This window comes from Rhodococcus oxybenzonivorans (assembly GCF_003130705.1).
Lineage (GTDB): Bacteria > Actinomycetota > Actinomycetes > Mycobacteriales > Mycobacteriaceae > Rhodococcus_F > Rhodococcus_F oxybenzonivorans.
Map to the genome: position 1 here is coordinate 99,801 of NZ_CP021356.1, position 16,288 is coordinate 116,088.

The following is a 16,288-nucleotide window of genomic DNA, read 5'->3' on the forward strand; positions in this document are numbered from 1 at the left end:
GGATCCTCATTCATCCTGTCGAGTCGCGTCGGGCCAGAGGCGTTCGCACATGGTGGTAAATTCAGGGCCCCATCCGGCGTGATCAGTCCGTGCGAGACCACCGAGCTCGACGTTTGTCTCCGTGTCCGAGGTACCTGGACGGATTCGCACCCAGATTCGCCGGCGCTTGATCACGAGCGAGACAAGCAAGCCGGCCATCATGCTGATCGCGAAAACCAGTACCCACTTCTGGGCGGGGTCGTGCGAAACCTGAAGGTTGGCGAATTCCTGTGCCCCATCGAACCGGACCTGAGATCCGTCGGGCAGCGTCGTCGATTCTCCGGGCCTCAGGTTGACCCGGTCCTGTTTCACCAGACGACCCTGGTTGATCATCTCGGAGTTGAGACTAAAGATCGACTGAGGGATACCAGTGTCCAAGCCTGTGTCACCCTTGTAGATGTCCACGGCTACCGCGGGGTCGCGCATGCCGGGAAAGACTGAAGTCAACAGTGTGCCGTTGAAGTAGGCGGTCGGGGCGAACAGGCCCTCGATCGCGATTTGGTTCTTGCGGCGTTCCTCCGGCGTCGAATAGGTCCCGCCGGGCGGATCGAAACGTAATGCTCCGCTGCTGAGGAAGGTGGTCGCGTCGTCCGGGCGGAACTGGAGCGATTCGGTGCGGGTCTGCCCGTCGGGGAAGGTGACCGTGAATTGGGGCGCGTAGCCGTGCCCGGTGAGGTAGATGCGTTCACCCCCGATGCGCAGTGGATCGTTGACCCTCAGCTGGTAGTCCTGCCAGGCGTCATCCCCCACGCTGGCTCCCGTCTGATAGGAGATGTTGGATGTGAACATCTCCGCCTGGCCGCTGTCGAGGTAGTCCGCCTTGAAGTCCTTGACCTGGATGCAGAATGGTTCGAGTCCGGTTCCATCGGTGGCGTTTCCAGTGCGGAACGAGTCGTACACCGCGGGTGAGGTGTTACAGAATCCCGGTCCGCCGTTGGCGATGACGATGACAGATCCTTCGTAGCCGAACAGCTTGCCGATCGCGACAGCGGCGAGCAGTCCGATGAGCGAGAAGTGAAAGACGAGGTTCCCGGCTTCGCGGAGGTACCCTCGCTCGGCAGAGACGGCCCGTCCTCCATCACTTTCGGTGTAAATTGCCACACGCCATCCACGCAGGGCCGCGCGCGCCTGCTCAGTTACCTCGTTCGTGGTGGCGTTGATGACACCATGATGGTGGTGTGGAAGGCGGGAAAGGTTGCGTGGCACCGGAACTGGCTTACTTCTGAGTGCGCGGAGGTGATCGATGAGCCGCGGGATCAGACAGCCGATGAGCGAGACGAACAGCAGCACATAGATAGCGGTAAACCAGAAGCTTCCGAATACGTCGAACAGTTCGAGCTTGTCCATCCACGGGCCCAGGGTGGGACGGGCGGCAATGTACGTGGCCACCTTGCCAGCGTTGAGATTACGCTGGGGCAGCAGCGCGCCGGGGATGGCGGCAAGGGCTAGGAGGAACAGCAGTACGAGTGCGGTGCGCATCGACGTCAATCGGCGCCATATAATCCGGGCCTCCCCGACCAGGCTGCGGATCAGTGATTGTCGAGGGGGTTTCTGTCGTGTCGGTGTTGGTGCGTTGCTGTGGGTCACGGTCATATTGGCAACACCACGTTGCTGACGAATTCGTCCCGGATCCATGCGACGAACAACTCCCAGTACCCCGTCAGCAGTGCAAGTCCCACGATGACGAGCATGACACCACCGAATATCTGGATGGTGCGGGAGTGGCGACGTAACCAGCCGACACCACGGAGCGCCTTCGACGACCCGAATGCGAGCGCGATGAACGGCAGTCCGAGGCCGAGGCAGTACGCAATGATCAGGACCACCCCCCGTGCGGCCGTAGCCCCTTCGGTTCCGGCTGTCACGGACAAGACACCAGCCAGAGTGGGCCCGAGGCAGGGAGTCCACCCGAGCCCGAACACTGCTCCCAGCAGCGGGGCCCCAGCAAGTGTGGAGAGGTGCCTCGGAGTGGGCCGGGTGTCTTTCTGCAGAGCAGGAATCAGACCGATGAACGTCATTCCCATCAGCACGGTGATCGCACCACCGATGCGCTGAAGGAGTTCTCGGTTGAGTTGCAGGACACCGATCACGCCGAATACCGACGCGGTGGCCAGGACGAACACCACTGTGAATCCCGCCACGAACAACACAGCCGCGCCGGTGACGCGCCAGCGTCCGACGGTCTTGACACGAGTGCCGACCCCCGCTGCGACAACCGGCGTCTCGGCCCCGGAGACCCCAGCAAGGTAGGACAGGTAACCCGGCACGAGCGGGATGCAACAGGGAGAGGCGAATGAGATGAGTCCCGCCAGCGCTGCGGCACCCAGCGCGAACAGCAAGGGCCCCGTGGCGACCGCCGTCTGAAAGGTGTTTCCCCACTCTTGAGCCAGCACTGTCATTTCTCGGCCGCCACTCGTTCGATGACCGGTTGTAGGTCCTCGGTCAGCAGGGCGCGCAGGAACACCGCGGCTACCCGGTGCTCGCGATCGAGAACCAGAGTCGAGGGGATCACGCTGGTGGGGTAATTGCCGCCCAGAGCCGTCAGGGTTCGCATGGGCGGGTCGTAGATGGATGGATACGACACCTTGTTGTCGACCACGAAGTCCTGCGCTTTGTCGCGTTGGGGGTCGCGGACGTCGATACCGAGAAATTGCACCCCGAGATTCTTGGTGGACTCGTAGGCGCGCTCAAGGTCATCGGCTTCTGCGCGGCACGGTGCACACCATTGGCCCCAGAGGTTGATGACCACGACCTGACCGGTGTAGTCCGACACCGCCCGGGTCTGGCCCTCGGTCATCAGGTCGGGACCGGACAGCGGACCGATCGATCCGCGTGTGTCGGGAGGGTCGTAGAAGATTTCGGTCTTTCCACCTGGGGAGACGAAGTCGAAAGTTCCGCCTTGCGCGACTGCGTCCGATCCCGACGCGCACGCGGTGGCGCCTATCAGTGCCACGAGGATAAGGGCCACCAGCTTGACTATGCGCCGGCCCGGGTTGGCTCCGCGACAACGAGTGCCCGGGGACGACGCGCGCGTCATGGCCACACCATCCGGGCATGTCCGGCGGTCAGTCGGGTGACCGCCGATGGCGCGGGCGTCCGCCTTGTCACCGAGAACACATGGGACACCTCTGCCACCTTTCACGAACTACCAACCGTAATACTAAGTAGGATAGTAGTTGGCGTCCTGGCGGTGAGCAGGAGGGCCAGGACTAGCGACGGAGACGGTCAATCGCGTGACAGAGAAATCGATGCATACCCGCGCATACCGTCGGGAACGCCGGCGACGAGTCGTCGGATGGCTGTTGGTGGCCGTAGGGGTGGTGATGGGACTTGCGCACGTGGTCACGCACCTCGGGCAATTACATTTCTTACCCTCTGCAGGCTGGCAGGATTTACTCCTCGGCTATCCGATGGCCATGGCGATCGCCTTTGTCGGGTTTCTCTGTATCGCAGCGCGTTCACGCGCCTGATAGCGTCGAAGACTGCCGCAAGGGGCTCCGAAGCGCCGGGCTGTTCGGGACTGCGACAACGTGAGCTTCAGAAGATGACCGGCCCGGCGCTCAGATTTCGACACACCCTCTGCGGATCTCACGCAAGATCGCAAGGGACGCAGATGCTCCGAGTTCGGGGACATCACCTTGGACCGAATTGGTGAGCACTCGTGGTCACCGTGCGCTCATCGGACCAGACTGCCTATTGCCTCTCGAACCTGCGCGGGGTCGTGGAAGACCGGGGTGCTGGTGATCCGTTCGACGGTCCCGTCGCGCTGAACGAGGAAGCTCAGCGGCAGTACCGGAGGCGCCGGTAACGCCTTTTGTACCGCATCAGCGTCTCCGAATGACGGGTAGTGGGCATTCAACTCGGTCAGCAGCGCGAGGGCGTTGGTTTGTTTGTCCTGGACGTTGACACCCACCACCCGCACCGCACCGGGTTCGTTGGCGTAGGCCTCAAGTACGGGGATTTCCTGTCGGCATGGAGCGCACCAGGAGGCCCAGAGGTTGATCAACGTGGGCTCTCCAGAAAGGGCGGAGCCGATGTCGATTTTCGTGGTGGAGCCGAGGCAGGGCGCGGTGACGCCGGTGAGGTCTCCGGGGAGTGCACCGTCCGGCGGGGCTTCGGGGCAGGGGCGCAGTGCAGCCGCGGCAGCCAGCTGCGCCAATTCGGCTTCATCGACCTCGCTCGTCGAGGTTCCGTGGGACGCGCCCGTAGGAAGTGAGGACGCTAGTTCTGAGTCGTCCCCCCGCGGCCAGATTGCCGCGATGAGTAGGATAGCCGCCGCAAGGGCAACTAGTAGCCAACGCATTTCGGCGCGCATCTGCGTTCCATCTCCTTATGAGGCGCACGCCGCCAGGAACGACGCACCACCATCATCATCATCACCTACTATCGTTCATAGTAGATGAGCTCGCGGGTGCGGCAGCCGCCCGGTCCCAGGGCACACAGGCGAGTGGTGTTGGGCTGCGCAGCGATCCGAAGACAAGTGGCGGCGTTCTCCGCTTCTAGCCGTTCGCGGCGCGCCCCCTGCCGAGGTGTGCGCGTGGGAATCCCTTTTATGCCTTGGAGAACTCTGTGATATCAACGCCTTTGGCTTCCAGCCACTGCTTCGGATCCACCTTCAGACCGGTGGGGTCCGCCACTTCGAAGTGCAGATGCGGACCCGTGGATTGGCCGCGGTTGCCGACGGTAGCGATCTGGTCGCCGGCGTTAACGCGCTGGCCTGTGCTCACCAGGGTCTCATTGATGTGTCCGTAGGTGCTCATGGATCCGTCGTCATGCTGGATTCGTACCCAGAGCCCGAATCCGGATGCCGGACCGGAGTCGATCACGGTTCCGTCAGCTGCCGCGTATATCGGGGTGCCGATGTCGTTGGCGATATCGAGACCGGTATGTGTCGTTCCCCAACGGGGGCCAAAATCTGAGGTAAGCGTGCCGGATACGGGTTTGACCGCAAGGGGCTTGCGCGTCTGGGCCTCGAGTGCCGCTCTCTGAGCCTCGAGCGCCGCCCTTTGATCCGCGAACCACTCGCCCTTGGCGAGTTGCTCGACCATGGCGTTCGCATCCGGGAGGGAGGGAAGGGCGAGGACCTGTGGGGCCGTAGGTGGCACGGCAGCATTTCCAGGCGCTGGGGCCTCGGGAGCGCGGACCTCTTCGACGTCGGCCTGCACGGTATGAGCTTGTGCGACGCCCGTACTGGCGGTCCCCGCCAGCAGAGCGCCTGCGGCCACAGCCATGGTGGCCATGAGCGCTGTGTGGTCGCCTGATCGGGCCGGTGTCCTGTGGCGTCCTCCTGCCGTATTCGCCGCAATCAGTTCCGGTGGCGTCACCTCGAAGATTTCGTGGTGCCAGCGAAGGCCGGAGCTTGTGCGTTTACGGTGCCGTGACAAAACTGTGCTCCTAAAATGGGGTCTCTGACGTGCGGTTTTCTGTGGCGAACCGCGCTCGTCTGAGGAAGTCCTCCACCGAATGTAACGAAACGATATACGAACTTTCGTCTAATTACTACCCGGCTTAGTAGCTGTGTGGCGGAGGCGGCGTCGTACGGCGATGAGGATTGCGGGCACCACGAGCAGTGCAAGAACGAGCTCGGGAACTGATCCGAGGCGGGTGGCCAGGGTCAGGTCGGTGCGCAAGGGGATGGCGCCGACGAGCGCGTCGGCGGTGAAGATCCGGCTCTGTTGTTGAACGGTACCGTCCGGTTCGATGATCGCGCTGACCCCACTGGTGGCGGCAACAAGCACGCTGCGTCCGTGCTCGACTGCGCGGACTCGGGACATCGCCAGTTGTTGATAGGTCATATCCGTACGCCCGAAGGTGGCGTTGTTGGTGGGCACGGTGATCAGCTGAGCTCCGGCGCGAACGGACTCCGACACGAGATCGTCGAAGGCCACCTCGTAGCAGGTTGCAACGGCCAGTGGAACGCCGTTGAGTTCTACGACGCCGTTGCCATTGCCGGCCACGAACTTTCCTGCCTGGTTCGCGTAGGGTGACACGGCGGTCATCACCGTGCGTAAGGGAAGGTATTCCCCGAAGGGGACTAGTTGGCGCTTGACGTGTTGCTGTCCTGGTCCGCTGACCGGATCCCACACGATTGCACTGTTGAGGGTTGTGTTGCCCTCCCCGATGAGGACGGCGCCGACCAGGACTGGGACTCCCATTGTCTGGGCGGCGGCGTCGATCCGGTCAGCTGCATCTTTGTTGAGTAGAGGATCGATGTCAGAGGCGTTTTCCGGCCAAATGACGAGTTGAGGTCGGCGCGCCCGGCCTGCGGCGACATCCGCTGCCAGTTGTTCGGTCCTGGCGAGGTGGTTGTCGAGTACAGCGCGCCGTTGCGCGTTGAAGTCGAGGCCGAGTCGCGGGACGTTTCCTTGGATAACCGCCACGGTTGTCATATCCCGATTCGGGACAGTGGTCGGCGAGAGGGACAGTGCGAGTAGTACGGGGATCGAGATCAGTACGGCGTTGCCCATCGAACTCCGCCAGCGGCGCGTCCGGGCTTGGATTACACATGCGGCAAGTCCCGTGCCCATCACCGCGAGTGCGAAACTCAGGCCGGGGGCACCGGCGATCTCTGCGAGCGGCAGAAGGATTCCGTCCACCTGACCGAAGGCCAGTCGCCCCCACGGGAAGCCCCCGAAAGGGGCGCGGGCACGCACTGCTTCGGTGGCCACCCAGGCACACGCCACCCATACCGTCGACAGTGGTAGTCGGCTGACCAGTGCTGCGATTGCACCGAAGAGCCCTACTGCAACCGCTTCGATCGCCGCGAGCGCCAACCACGGCACCGCCCCGACATACGCCCCTACCCATGGCAGGAGCGGCACGAAGAACGCCAGTCCGGCGAGGTAGCCGTATCCGAAGCCCGCGCGGACGGAACGCCCTCGGAGCATGAGAGTCAGGACCGCGATCCCCAAAGGAGCGAAAAACCAGGTCGTGCGCGGGGGAAAGCTGAGAAACAGCAGGGCGCCCGCCCCCAGAGCCGCGGCACAGCGGAAGAGGGCATCAGCGATTCGTCTGGTGACTGCCCGATGGCTCTGGACGTCCGCGTGATCCGTCATTCGCAAGAGGTCGACCATCAGGGGCTCTACCTTTCCAGGCAGCGTCGATCGCGGCCGCACTCGTCGTTTTCGGGGTCGCCACGATGGTGCGGCGTGTCTGCCATGGCAGTGAACTACTATCGGCGATAGTAGTTCATGCCGGTCGCTCGCCCGCAACGAAGTCCTGGAGGTACGAAGATGGCGAGATAGTGATTCACCGATACGCCCGACCGTGAACCGTGCAGCCTTCAAATCGTTTGTTTCACATGTAGCGTGATCAATTTGCCCGCTTGTCGACCTCACACTGGCACACGATGGGCGGCAACACGGATTTGGGTTGCGCGTTCTTGGTGCACGTGGCTGCACGGGATGCGGGCAGTCAGCCACAGTGGCCGAATGAACCCACGTTACGACACGACCTTGTCACCACTACCTCGATCGGGACAACCTCCATGACACGCTGGGCCTCGATAGTCATCGCACGCAAATGGCGGGTGTTCGCCTTCGCAGTACTGATAGTGACAGTCTGCGGCGTTTGGGGCACAGGGGTTTTCAGCAAGCTCAGCACTGGAGGCTACATCGATCCGGCGAGCGACTCGGCGCAGGTCGCTGAGATCATCGATCGTAACTTCGGGCAGCAGCACCCGGACATCGTGGCGATCTACACGCCACCAGAAGGAAAGACCGTCGCCGACATCGAGCAGAAGGTCACTTCAGTACTGGACCGATTCGCCGCCGAAAATCTGACGCGGTCGGTGTCGTCATACTGGACGGCCACTCCGCCCGGCAAAGGACTCCTCCTGTCCGAAGACGGCACCAAGGCGGCAGCGGCGATCATCCTCGCCCCCGATCCGCGGAGCGCGATGGCGGACTTCAATCAGCTGCTGCCCCAGCTCGAGGTCGACGGTGTCGACGTGGAGTTCGCTGGAGGCTCCGTCGTCGGCCAGGCATTCAATCACCAACTGCAGAAAGACCTCATCCGAGCTGAGGCAATCGCACTGCCCATCACGCTGGTCCTTCTAGTGTTCATATTCGGTGGCCTCACAGCCGCGGCGGTCCCGGTGCTCGTCGGCATTCTCGCGGTCTTGGGCGCCCTCGCCACCCTGCGGGTTCTCACCATGTTCACTGAGGTGAGTTCGTTCGCGATCAACGTCGCCTCGCTGATCGGACTGGGCCTCGCTATCGATTACGGGCTGTTCGTCGTCAGCCGCTTTCGGGAGGAACTCGAATCCGGCAGCACCCCCCATGAAGCCGCACGCCGGACCATTCTCACCGCAGGTCGCACGGTCATGTTCTCCGGTTTGCTGCTCATTTGCGCCTTCGCGGGCATGCTCGTCTACCCCCAGGCGGTGATCCGCTCGCTCGGGTTCGGTGCCATCGCTGCGGTCACGAGTGCCGCGGTGCTAACGCTGACTGCCGTCCCCGCGCTGCTGGCCATCCTCGGACACCGAATCAACTCGCTCACGTGGCGCACGAATGCCGCCCAGCGCGGCGAAGTGCGGGCCCGCCGATTCTGGGGTGGCGTAGTCACCCGAGTCATGCGCCGTCCCATCGCCTTCGCAGTCATCATCATCAGCGGGTTGCTGGTCTTGGCCGCACCGTTGGGAGGGGCGACGCTCGGCGAGGTCACCTACACCGCACTGCCAGCAGGCGATCCCGCCCGCACGGCCATGGAAACCTTGGCAACCGAGTTCCCGGCGACCGGCGAAGGCGCCACCGTGATCCTTCGCGGAACTGACGGTGCACCGCCCACCCCTGCGGATACCACTACTGTCATTTCCGCAGCGAGCCGTGTGGACGGCATCACGCAGGCCCTGGTTGTGGCGACGCGAGACGACGTCGTGGCAATGCAAGCGTTGTACGCCGGCGACGTCGGAAGCGACCGGGCGAGCGCCGCAGTGGACGAGTTGCGTGCCATCGCAGCGCCCGAAGGCACGCAACTGTTGGTGGGCGGCGGCCAGGCCATGGTCGATGACGGAAACGCCGCAATCGTGCGCTGGCTTCCCATCATGGTCGCCATCATGGTCGGTTCCACGCTGGTGCTGTTGTTCCTCGCTTTCGGTTCGGTGGTCCTGCCGATCAAGGCAGTCGCGATGGCTGGGTTGAGTCTCGCCGCGACATTCGGGGTACTGACCTGGGTATTCGAACAGGGCAACGGCGCCGCACTCCTCGGCGTCAGCCCGTCCCCGCTCGAGGCCACGTTCGTGGTGCTGATCCTTGCCGTGGTGTTCGGTCTGTCGACGGACTACGAAGTATTTCTCATGTCCCGCATGGTGGAGGCACGCGCCGAAGGGGCCACCACAGAGGAGGCTGTGCGGTTCGGGGCCGAACACACCGGCCGCGTGGTCACCGCGGCCGCCCTGCTACTCATCGTCGTCACCGGCGCGTTCACTGCGTCCGGTTTGTCGATCATGCGGTTCCTCGGTGTCGGAATGATTCTCGCCCTGATCATCGACGCGACGGTGGTCCGGATGTTGCTGGTGCCCTCGCTCGTCAAATTGATGGGCGAGGCCAATTGGTGGGCTCCGGCGTGGATGACACGGATACACGCTCGGTTCGGAATCGGGCACGGACGCGAGATCGAGACATCGCATCACCGGGTCAAAACATCAATCTCCAGTTAAGGGTTAGACTGAGTACGGCCGCGCCGGTGGCTCCATTGACGACAGTGACGTGGACCCGTCAACAACCATGACAGATCGAAACTGCTGAGCACCAACAAGGGCCGGTGGACGTCACCTCTCGATCACCGCGTGCGGAGCTGAACCGGCAAGCAGCCAACACTGCGGCAAGGCTTTTACCCGTGGCAGCGTGCTTCGACATCGAAAGGGAGATACCCAATGCCTCAACGTCGACCGAAGTTCTCGATCGTCCTGGGTGCCGTCGCCGCCGCGGCGGTGGCAAGCCCCTTCGCGGTGTACTCCATCTCCAGCACACCGGTTGATGTCCGCTCCGCTCACTCGCCGTCCCCGGCAGACACCTCCCTTCAAATCGCCGAGGTCGTGCTGGCAGCAAGCCCCGACATCCTCCTTCCATTCGAAGAGTTGACAGGGTTGGACCTGACCGAATTGCTGCGCTTCGGACTACAGAACCTCCCCATCCCCGCGGAGAAGCCTCTGCCCCCACAGCCGTCAGGTCCAAGTACTACCCCGAGCGACATTGCTGCCGGCGCAACCGGGGGCGCGCTGCCGACCCCCGGCAGCGCTCCCCCACAAGACCAGGCGGGGGTGACAGTCAAAGAACTGAGCCGGGACACTCCATTTCGCATGGTCGCTCTGACCTCGAACGGACGGCCGACACCAGCCGCCGAGGTTCGCGCCAAACAGCCAGACGGCTCATGGGGGCCGTGGTTCTCCACCACCCAGATCGACACGCCTCGCAAGGACGGCTCCACCGCCCCGGGCAAGCAAGGGACCGAACCCGTATACGTCGGCAAAACGACCACTGTTCAAGTGCTCGTTCCGTCAGACCAAACATCGGTGTCACCGGCCCCTCCCTCCAACGGCGGGACGGGCGCTCCCACTCCTGGTGCGGAAGCCCCCATCACGCCACCGCCACTCGGCTACGCCCCCGCCTCCGTCGTCAAGCCGCTGGCCCAGGCGCATCAGTCAAGCGATGTCACCGCCGTCCTGATCGAACCAGGAGAGACTCCGGTCGACAACGAATCCGGCGACGCCACAAACCTCACTGGGCCGTCCGGGCCGAAAGTAATCAGCCGTGCACAGTGGGGCGCCGATGAATCCCTCCGCTGCGAAGAACCCGCATACGACGACTTCCTGGCAGGAGCTGTCGTTCACCACACCGCAGGAAGCAACGACTACTCCAAGGAGGAGTCCGCCGACATCATCCGAGGGATCTACGCCTATCACGCACAAACACTCGGATGGTGCGACATCGGTTACCACGTCCTGGTCGACAAGTATGGCCAAATCTTCGAGGGCCGCGCCGGAGGACTCGACAAGCCAGTGCAGGGCGCCCATACCGGCGGCTTCAACGAAAACACGATGGGCATCGCCATGATGGGTGACTACACCAACGTCGAGCCGACCCCGGAGGAAATCAACTCTGTCGGGCAGTTCCTCGGCTGGCGCCTGGAAAAGGCCGGGCTCGATCCGCAGGGTACGACCACCATGTACTCGGAAGGCACTGACTACACCTCCTTCCCGGAAGGAGCCGCTGTCGACATCCCTGTCATCTCCGCGCACCGCGATCTCGGGAACACTACTGATCCCGGAGATATGGGGTATGCCCACATGGACGAAATCAGAGACATCGCTGCGGCCTACGACGCAGCTGGAAACGAGTCCGCGTTCCAGGCGGCCGCACCGACGGGGACACAACCAGCTCAAACCGAATCGAGCCCACACCCCAATACAGACCCGCACTCGGCAACCAGCCCGACAGACTCGCGGCTACCGGCCCTCGCGTCGGAATTGGTCAGGCTGACCGATCAGTCTCCGCTGGCACGAAAGTGGCAATCGGAAGGCGGGGAGACCGGGCGACTCGGAAGAGCTCGAAGCGGGGAGCTCACTACGCAGAATGGCAACAGATACGCCGACTTCGCCAACGGCGCCATCTACACCTCCTCAAACGGCGAGGCGTGGGCCGTGTTGGGCGCAATCTACAACGCGTGGGAATCGCTCAGCGCCGCCGCCGGAGAACTGGGGCTCCCCACCAGCGACGAGTACCGCATTCCGGAAGGCCTACGTACCGACTTCGAAAATGGTTCTCTGGTCTTCAACGAGATCACCGGGATTGTCACCAAGATCCTCGCCGTGAGCGCATCCTCGCTCGTCTCGGAGGCAGCCCCAGAGGCCCCTCCGGCGCCGTAGAACGGCAACCGCGTTCCCTGGGCACACGTGGTCCCAGTCGTCTGCACTGCGTCACCTTTGCCAGGGCGCCATGAGCAACTCGGCATGCAACTGCTGATTGATCTCGAGTGCGGCTACTGCGATCACCAGCACGACCATGTGTGGAAGCGAAATTCGCCGCGATACTCGGACGGTGACCCACCGACCGGTAGCCCAGCCGACGGCTGCGCGGGCGCACGCGACGACCGTAGCCACAAGAAGGATCGGAGCCGCTGGGTTGTATCGGATCGCCTCGCGTAGTTGGCCTTGCGTGATCAGATACCAGGATCGGGTGGCGCCGCAGAGTGGATCCATGATCCCCAGTCGGTGCAGAGGACCGTGCAGATCGACCGGCGGCAACCCGAATAGGGCGAGCGCCACTGCTATCACAAGGCCGGTCACTGCAAGCCACGTCCAGACCGGGTGCACGTCATCGCGCTCGAGACACAGCATCCGCTGAGTTCGTTCAGGTTGATGGCGCATTCGATCAGTGTCACATAAACCGCAACGCTCCCGGGAACACATCCATGGCGTCCTTGCCGGCGGCTGGTGCAGGAGCACAGCCTCGCAGCTACTATGCCAGTTAGTAGTTTGCCGTATGCGGGAGGATTCCATGACGATTGCCCACTGGCCGAGACGACGGTGGCTTGTCGCACTGTTCGGCATGGTGGCGGCGCTGCTTGCGGTCGGCATCCCCACCGACGTCGTACCCACGTCGTTGTATCAGCGGATGACACCGGTGTTGTGGTGGAACTACCCAATTTGGGCGGTAACCGCGGTCTTGAGCGGCCTGATCGTTGCGACGTACGTTCGCACCGATGCCCCGTCAGCCGCCTCATCGCGAGCAGGGGTCGGCGGCAACGTGCTCTCGCTTCTAGCTGTCGGTTGCCCCATCTGCAACAAACTGGTCGTGATGGCACTCGGTACCACGGGCGCATTGACTCTGTGGGCTCCCCTACAACCAGTACTCGGTGTCGTCTCGCTCGGGCTGCTCAGTTGGGCGTTATGGAGACGACTGCGGGGCGAACGGGTCTGCCGAGTTTCATCTTCGCCCAGTGCTGTCCCGGCACTGTCGCCCGCCGGTCATCCCGACACGGCACCGTCGCCGTAGCACCGCACTTCATTGATTCCCAATATCCCGCTTCTATCTGGATCATTTTGGCAATCGCCGAATCCACGAGGACACTGCGCTTTCCGATTCTCGACCCGCCCGATGGCCGGCCAGGAAATCAACTGACGCATCGGAGTGCTCGATCGAAACAGGTCACCAGGCCCTCGTCCTGCCATCCTCGCGCGACTGCAGAGAGGATCTTCTTGCCTCGGTGGATCCGGCGAGTCCTCCATCGGGGTTAGCCGCTCGATTTCAACGGTGCGAGACCTGCCTGCTGGCCGCAGCGCACATGTGTGGTCATCTATCATCAGCGCACGTGCCGGAGGTGTGCAACCCACGGCGAGAATCTGTGCGGGTCACGGGCCGGCGTTGATCAGGCTCCGTGGTCTTCGCACCCAACCACTCCGGGCTGATCTGTCCGCGATTCCGGAGATCGACGGCGCCCGCATGACCCAGAACTCCTGGGCACCGCCGTCGACGTGGGTGACGGCGCCCAATTGAGGTGCTCAGCTGGTGCAGTCGAGTGCGGCGCCCATGTGGTACCCATTGTGGCAGTGGATCATCCAGCCGCCGGTAGGACCACGACGGTGTCCTTACGCGGCCCGGGAGACCCGTCCGGTTTGACGACCTGGAAGGTGTGACCGTGCAGGTGCATCGGATGCCACATCATTGTCATGTTGGTGAACGTCAGACGGGCGCGCTGGCCTTGCCGGATGGTCAATGGTTCGGTGTTGTCGAAGGTGCGCCCGTTGATCTTCCAGGTATAGCTCGTCATGTCCCCGCCGAGATCGGCTCCAGATTCACATCGGGCTGGCCCTGAGACAGCATCACCTTCCCGGTCGCCACAGAGGCGTCGACGGTCCCGACCCGGCCCTTGGTTGCCCCGAACGTAACCCGGTCAGGCGGATCCTTCCGTTGCATGGGTGGCGAACCGGCGCAGCCGCAGGCTGTTGCTGACGACGAAAACGGAGCTGAACGCCATCGCGGCACCGGCGATGAGCGGGTTGAGCAGACCGAACGCTGCCAGGGGTAGCGCCGCCACGTTGTAGGCGAACGCCCAGAACAGGTTGCCTTTGATCGTCGTGAGCGTCGAGCGGGACAGGCGTATGGCGTCCGCGGCCGCGCGCAGATCGCCGCGGACCAGCGTCAGGTCGGAGGCCTCGATCGCGACGTCGCTGCCGGTGCCCATGGCCAGGCCCAGATCGGCTTGGGCGAGCGCCGCGGCGTCGTTGACACCGTCTCCCACCATCGCCACCGTTTTACCGTGCGCCTGCAGCTCCTTGATCGCGATGACCTTGCCGGCGGGCAGGACCTCGGCGATCACATCATCCGGATCGATGCCGACCTGCGCGGCGACCGCACGCGCGGCCCGGCGATTGTCCCCGGTCAGCAGAACCGGCCGCAGGCCGAGCTGCCGGAACTGGGCGATCGCCTCGGCCGAGGTGTCTTTGATGGTGTCGGCGACGACGATCACCCCGCGTACCGCACCGTCCCAGGCCACCCATACCGGGGTTGTGCCCTGAGACTCCGCCTCCTCTGCGGCGGCGGTGAGCGCGTTCGGTGCGGTCAGGGACCACTCGTCGGCGAGCCAGTTGCGGCGGCCGACCAGCACGGCGTGGCCGTCGACGACGCCGGTGACGCCTCGTCCGTCGTGGTTGGTGAACACGTCGACAGACGGCAGTCGTCGGTTGTCGATGTTCTTGGCGGCGGCCGCGATGGCCTGGGCGATCGGGTGTTCGGAGGCGGCTTCGAGCGCTCCGGCCAGTGTCAGCAACTCTGTGCGGTCCTCGCCTGCACCCGGGTGAACCGCCGCCAGGCTCATCCGTCCGGTAGTAATGGTGCCGGTCTTGTCGAGCACGATCGTATCGACCCGTCGGGTGGACTCGAGCACCTGCGGGCCCTTGATCAGGATGCCGAGCTGGGCGCCGCGTCCGGTGCCGACCATGAGGGCGGTGGGGGTGGCGAGCCCGAGAGCGCAGGGGCAGGCGATGATCAGCACCGCGACGGCGGCGGTGAATGCCGCGGTCACCGTATGACCGGTCACCAGCCATGTACCGAAGGTGGCCAGAGCCAAAGCGATGACGATCGGGACGAAGATAGCCGAGACCCGGTCCGCCAGGCGTTGAACCTGGGCCTTGCCGTTCTGTGCGTCCTCGACCAGCCGTGCCATCTGGGCCAGCTGGGTGTCTGCCCCAACCCGCCTGGCCTGCACGAGCAGTCGGCCGCCGGCGTTGACTGTCGCACCGATCACCTCGTCACCGGGCCGCACCTCGACCGGGACGGATTCTCCGGTGAGCATCGAGGCGTCCACCGCCGAGGCGCCCTCGGTGACGACTCCATCGGTCGCGACCTTCTCGCCCGGGCGGACAATGAACACGTCCCCGACGGCAAGTTGTGCGATCGGGATCCGGGTCTCGTCACCGTCACGCAGCACGGCAACGTCCTTGGCCCCCATGTCCAACAGTGCCCTCAAGGCCGCGCCGGAGCGCTTCTTCGCCCGTGCCTCGAAGTAACGGCCGGCGAGGATGAACACGGTAAGCGCGGCGGCCACCTCGAGGTAGATGTGATCGGCACTCGCGCTCACGTCGGGGAGCAGGCTGAAGGTCATCCGCATGCCGGGCATGCCGGCGTGGCCGAGGAACAACGCCCACAGCGACCACAAGTAGGCGGCGATGACACCGACGGAGATGAGGGTGTCCATCGTGGCTGCGCCGTGGCGGGCGTTGGCCCACGCCGCCCGGTGGAACGGCAACGCGCCCCACACCACGACCGGCGACGCCAGTGTCAGGGCGAGCCATTGCCAGTTGGTGAATTGCAGCGCGGGGATCATGGACAGGGCTGCGACGGGGACGGCCAGGCTGAGCGAGATGAGCAGCCGGATCCGTAACGAGGCTGCCTCGTCCGCTTCCTCGGCGGCGGCTCCGGTTTTCTCGACTTGCACCCCGCCTCCGGCCGTCGGGGGTGCGGGAAGCGTGGCGGTGTAGCCAGTGGCCTTCACGGTGGCGACCAGCTCTGCGGGTTCGATGGATCCGCTATAGATGACTTTGGCCTTCTCGGTGGCGTAGTTGACGCTCGCGCTGACCCCGTCGAGTTTGTTGAGCTTCTTCTCGATCCGGGCCGCACAGGAGGCGCAGGTCATGCCGCCGATGAACAGCTCGATGCTGTTGGGGTGATCGAGTCCTGCGGCGTGGTCGGTGGTGCTCATGAGCTGTCCTCTCCCGTGGATGCCTACCCGGCGGTGGAGCGCAGGAGCG

Annotated in this window: 12 protein-coding genes; 3 read left to right on the forward strand and 9 right to left on the reverse strand. The window is 63.9% G+C overall.

What is annotated here, in order from left to right:
- Positions 1-6: 6 nt before the first annotated feature.
- The 6 genes from resB to lnt all read right to left on the reverse strand — a co-directional run bounded on the left by resB (position 7) and on the right by lnt (position 7,094).
- Positions 7-1,632: a cytochrome c biogenesis protein ResB gene (resB, locus tag CBI38_RS36115; protein WP_204165070.1), complete on the reverse strand. Its 1,626-nt coding sequence runs from the start codon at positions 1,630-1,632 to the stop codon at positions 7-9.
- On the reverse strand, positions 1,629-2,438 hold the full coding sequence (locus tag CBI38_RS36120) for a cytochrome c biogenesis CcdA family protein (protein ID WP_109336214.1): 810 nt from the start codon (positions 2,436-2,438) through the stop codon (positions 1,629-1,631). Before CBI38_RS36120 ends, resB begins: the two co-directional genes overlap by 4 nt.
- Positions 2,435-3,076 (reverse strand): TlpA disulfide reductase family protein, encoded by a 642-nt coding sequence (locus tag CBI38_RS36125; protein ID WP_109336215.1) that lies wholly within the window; start codon positions 3,074-3,076, stop codon positions 2,435-2,437. The genes CBI38_RS36120 and CBI38_RS36125 overlap by 4 nt, the downstream gene beginning before the upstream one ends.
- 639 nt (positions 3,077-3,715) lie before the next feature.
- On the reverse strand, positions 3,716-4,354 hold the full coding sequence (locus tag CBI38_RS36135; protein WP_109336216.1) for a TlpA family protein disulfide reductase: 639 nt from the start codon (positions 4,352-4,354) through the stop codon (positions 3,716-3,718).
- A 235-nt stretch (positions 4,355-4,589) separates the two neighbouring features.
- On the reverse strand, positions 4,590-5,279 hold the full coding sequence (locus tag CBI38_RS36140) for a M23 family metallopeptidase (protein ID WP_109336217.1): 690 nt from the start codon (positions 5,277-5,279) through the stop codon (positions 4,590-4,592).
- 252 nt (positions 5,280-5,531) lie between these two features.
- Complete coding sequence (gene lnt, locus CBI38_RS36145; protein ID WP_109336364.1) at positions 5,532-7,094, reverse strand: apolipoprotein N-acyltransferase; 1,563 nt, start codon at positions 7,092-7,094, stop codon at positions 5,532-5,534.
- A gap of 431 nt (positions 7,095-7,525) precedes the next feature.
- Between lnt and CBI38_RS36150 the strand changes: the two genes are divergently transcribed.
- Together CBI38_RS36150 and CBI38_RS36155 are read left to right on the forward strand one after the other, a co-directional pair.
- On the forward strand, positions 7,526-9,697 hold the full coding sequence (locus CBI38_RS36150) for an MMPL family transporter (protein WP_109336218.1): 2,172 nt from the start codon (positions 7,526-7,528) through the stop codon (positions 9,695-9,697).
- Positions 9,698-9,913: 216 nt separating this feature from the next.
- Positions 9,914-11,905 carry an N-acetylmuramoyl-L-alanine amidase gene (locus tag CBI38_RS36155; RefSeq protein ID WP_109336219.1) on the forward strand — a complete coding sequence of 664 codons (1,992 nt, stop codon included), beginning with the start codon at positions 9,914-9,916 and terminating at the stop codon, positions 11,903-11,905.
- A 51-nt stretch (positions 11,906-11,956) separates the two neighbouring features.
- Here the strand turns inward: CBI38_RS36155 and CBI38_RS36160 are convergent, their stop codons facing one another.
- Positions 11,957-12,325, reverse strand: a complete 369-nt coding sequence (locus CBI38_RS36160; protein WP_204165067.1) for a DUF2752 domain-containing protein — start codon at positions 12,323-12,325, stop codon at positions 11,957-11,959.
- A 211-nt stretch (positions 12,326-12,536) separates the two neighbouring features.
- On the opposite strand from CBI38_RS36160, the gene CBI38_RS36165 reads away from it, so the two are divergent.
- Positions 12,537-13,034, forward strand: a complete 498-nt coding sequence (locus tag CBI38_RS36165; protein ID WP_230990476.1) for a hypothetical protein — start codon at positions 12,537-12,539, stop codon at positions 13,032-13,034.
- 559 nt (positions 13,035-13,593) lie between these two features.
- Here CBI38_RS36165 and CBI38_RS36170 read toward each other — a convergent pair.
- Together CBI38_RS36170 and CBI38_RS36175 are read right to left on the reverse strand one after the other, a co-directional pair.
- Complete coding sequence (locus tag CBI38_RS36170; protein ID WP_109336220.1) at positions 13,594-13,809, reverse strand: multicopper oxidase domain-containing protein; 216 nt, start codon at positions 13,807-13,809, stop codon at positions 13,594-13,596.
- A 123-nt stretch (positions 13,810-13,932) separates the two neighbouring features.
- Positions 13,933-16,239, reverse strand: coding sequence for a heavy metal translocating P-type ATPase (locus CBI38_RS36175; RefSeq protein WP_109336221.1), 2,307 nt, complete (start codon positions 16,237-16,239; stop codon positions 13,933-13,935).
- Positions 16,240-16,288: the final 49 nt, after the last annotated feature.

What these genes read in the sequence shown, in the direction of transcription:
- resB (WP_204165070.1), bottom strand. Translation starts at nt 1,632, where the DNA reads ATGACCGTGACCCACAGCAACGCACCAACACCGACACGACAGAAACCC.
- CBI38_RS36120 (WP_109336214.1), bottom strand. Translation starts at nt 2,438, where the DNA reads ATGACAGTGCTGGCTCAAGAGTGGGGAAACACCTTTCAGACGGCGGTC.
- CBI38_RS36125 (WP_109336215.1), bottom strand. Translation starts at nt 3,076, where the DNA reads ATGACGCGCGCGTCGTCCCCGGGCACTCGTTGTCGCGGAGCCAACCCG.
- CBI38_RS36135 (WP_109336216.1), bottom strand. Translation starts at nt 4,354, where the DNA reads ATGCGCGCCGAAATGCGTTGGCTACTAGTTGCCCTTGCGGCGGCTATC.
- CBI38_RS36140 (WP_109336217.1), bottom strand. Translation starts at nt 5,279, where the DNA reads ATGGCCACCATGGCTGTGGCCGCAGGCGCTCTGCTGGCGGGGACCGCC.
- lnt (WP_109336364.1), bottom strand. Translation starts at nt 7,094, where the DNA reads ATGACGGATCACGCGGACGTCCAGAGCCATCGGGCAGTCACCAGACGA.
- CBI38_RS36150 (WP_109336218.1), top strand. Translation starts at nt 7,526, where the DNA reads ATGACACGCTGGGCCTCGATAGTCATCGCACGCAAATGGCGGGTGTTC.
- CBI38_RS36155 (WP_109336219.1), top strand. Translation starts at nt 9,914, where the DNA reads ATGCCTCAACGTCGACCGAAGTTCTCGATCGTCCTGGGTGCCGTCGCC.
- CBI38_RS36165 (WP_230990476.1), top strand. Translation starts at nt 12,537, where the DNA reads ATGACGATTGCCCACTGGCCGAGACGACGGTGGCTTGTCGCACTGTTC.
- CBI38_RS36170 (WP_109336220.1), bottom strand. Translation starts at nt 13,809, where the DNA reads ATGACGAGCTATACCTGGAAGATCAACGGGCGCACCTTCGACAACACC.
- CBI38_RS36175 (WP_109336221.1), bottom strand. Translation starts at nt 16,239, where the DNA reads ATGAGCACCACCGACCACGCCGCAGGACTCGATCACCCCAACAGCATC.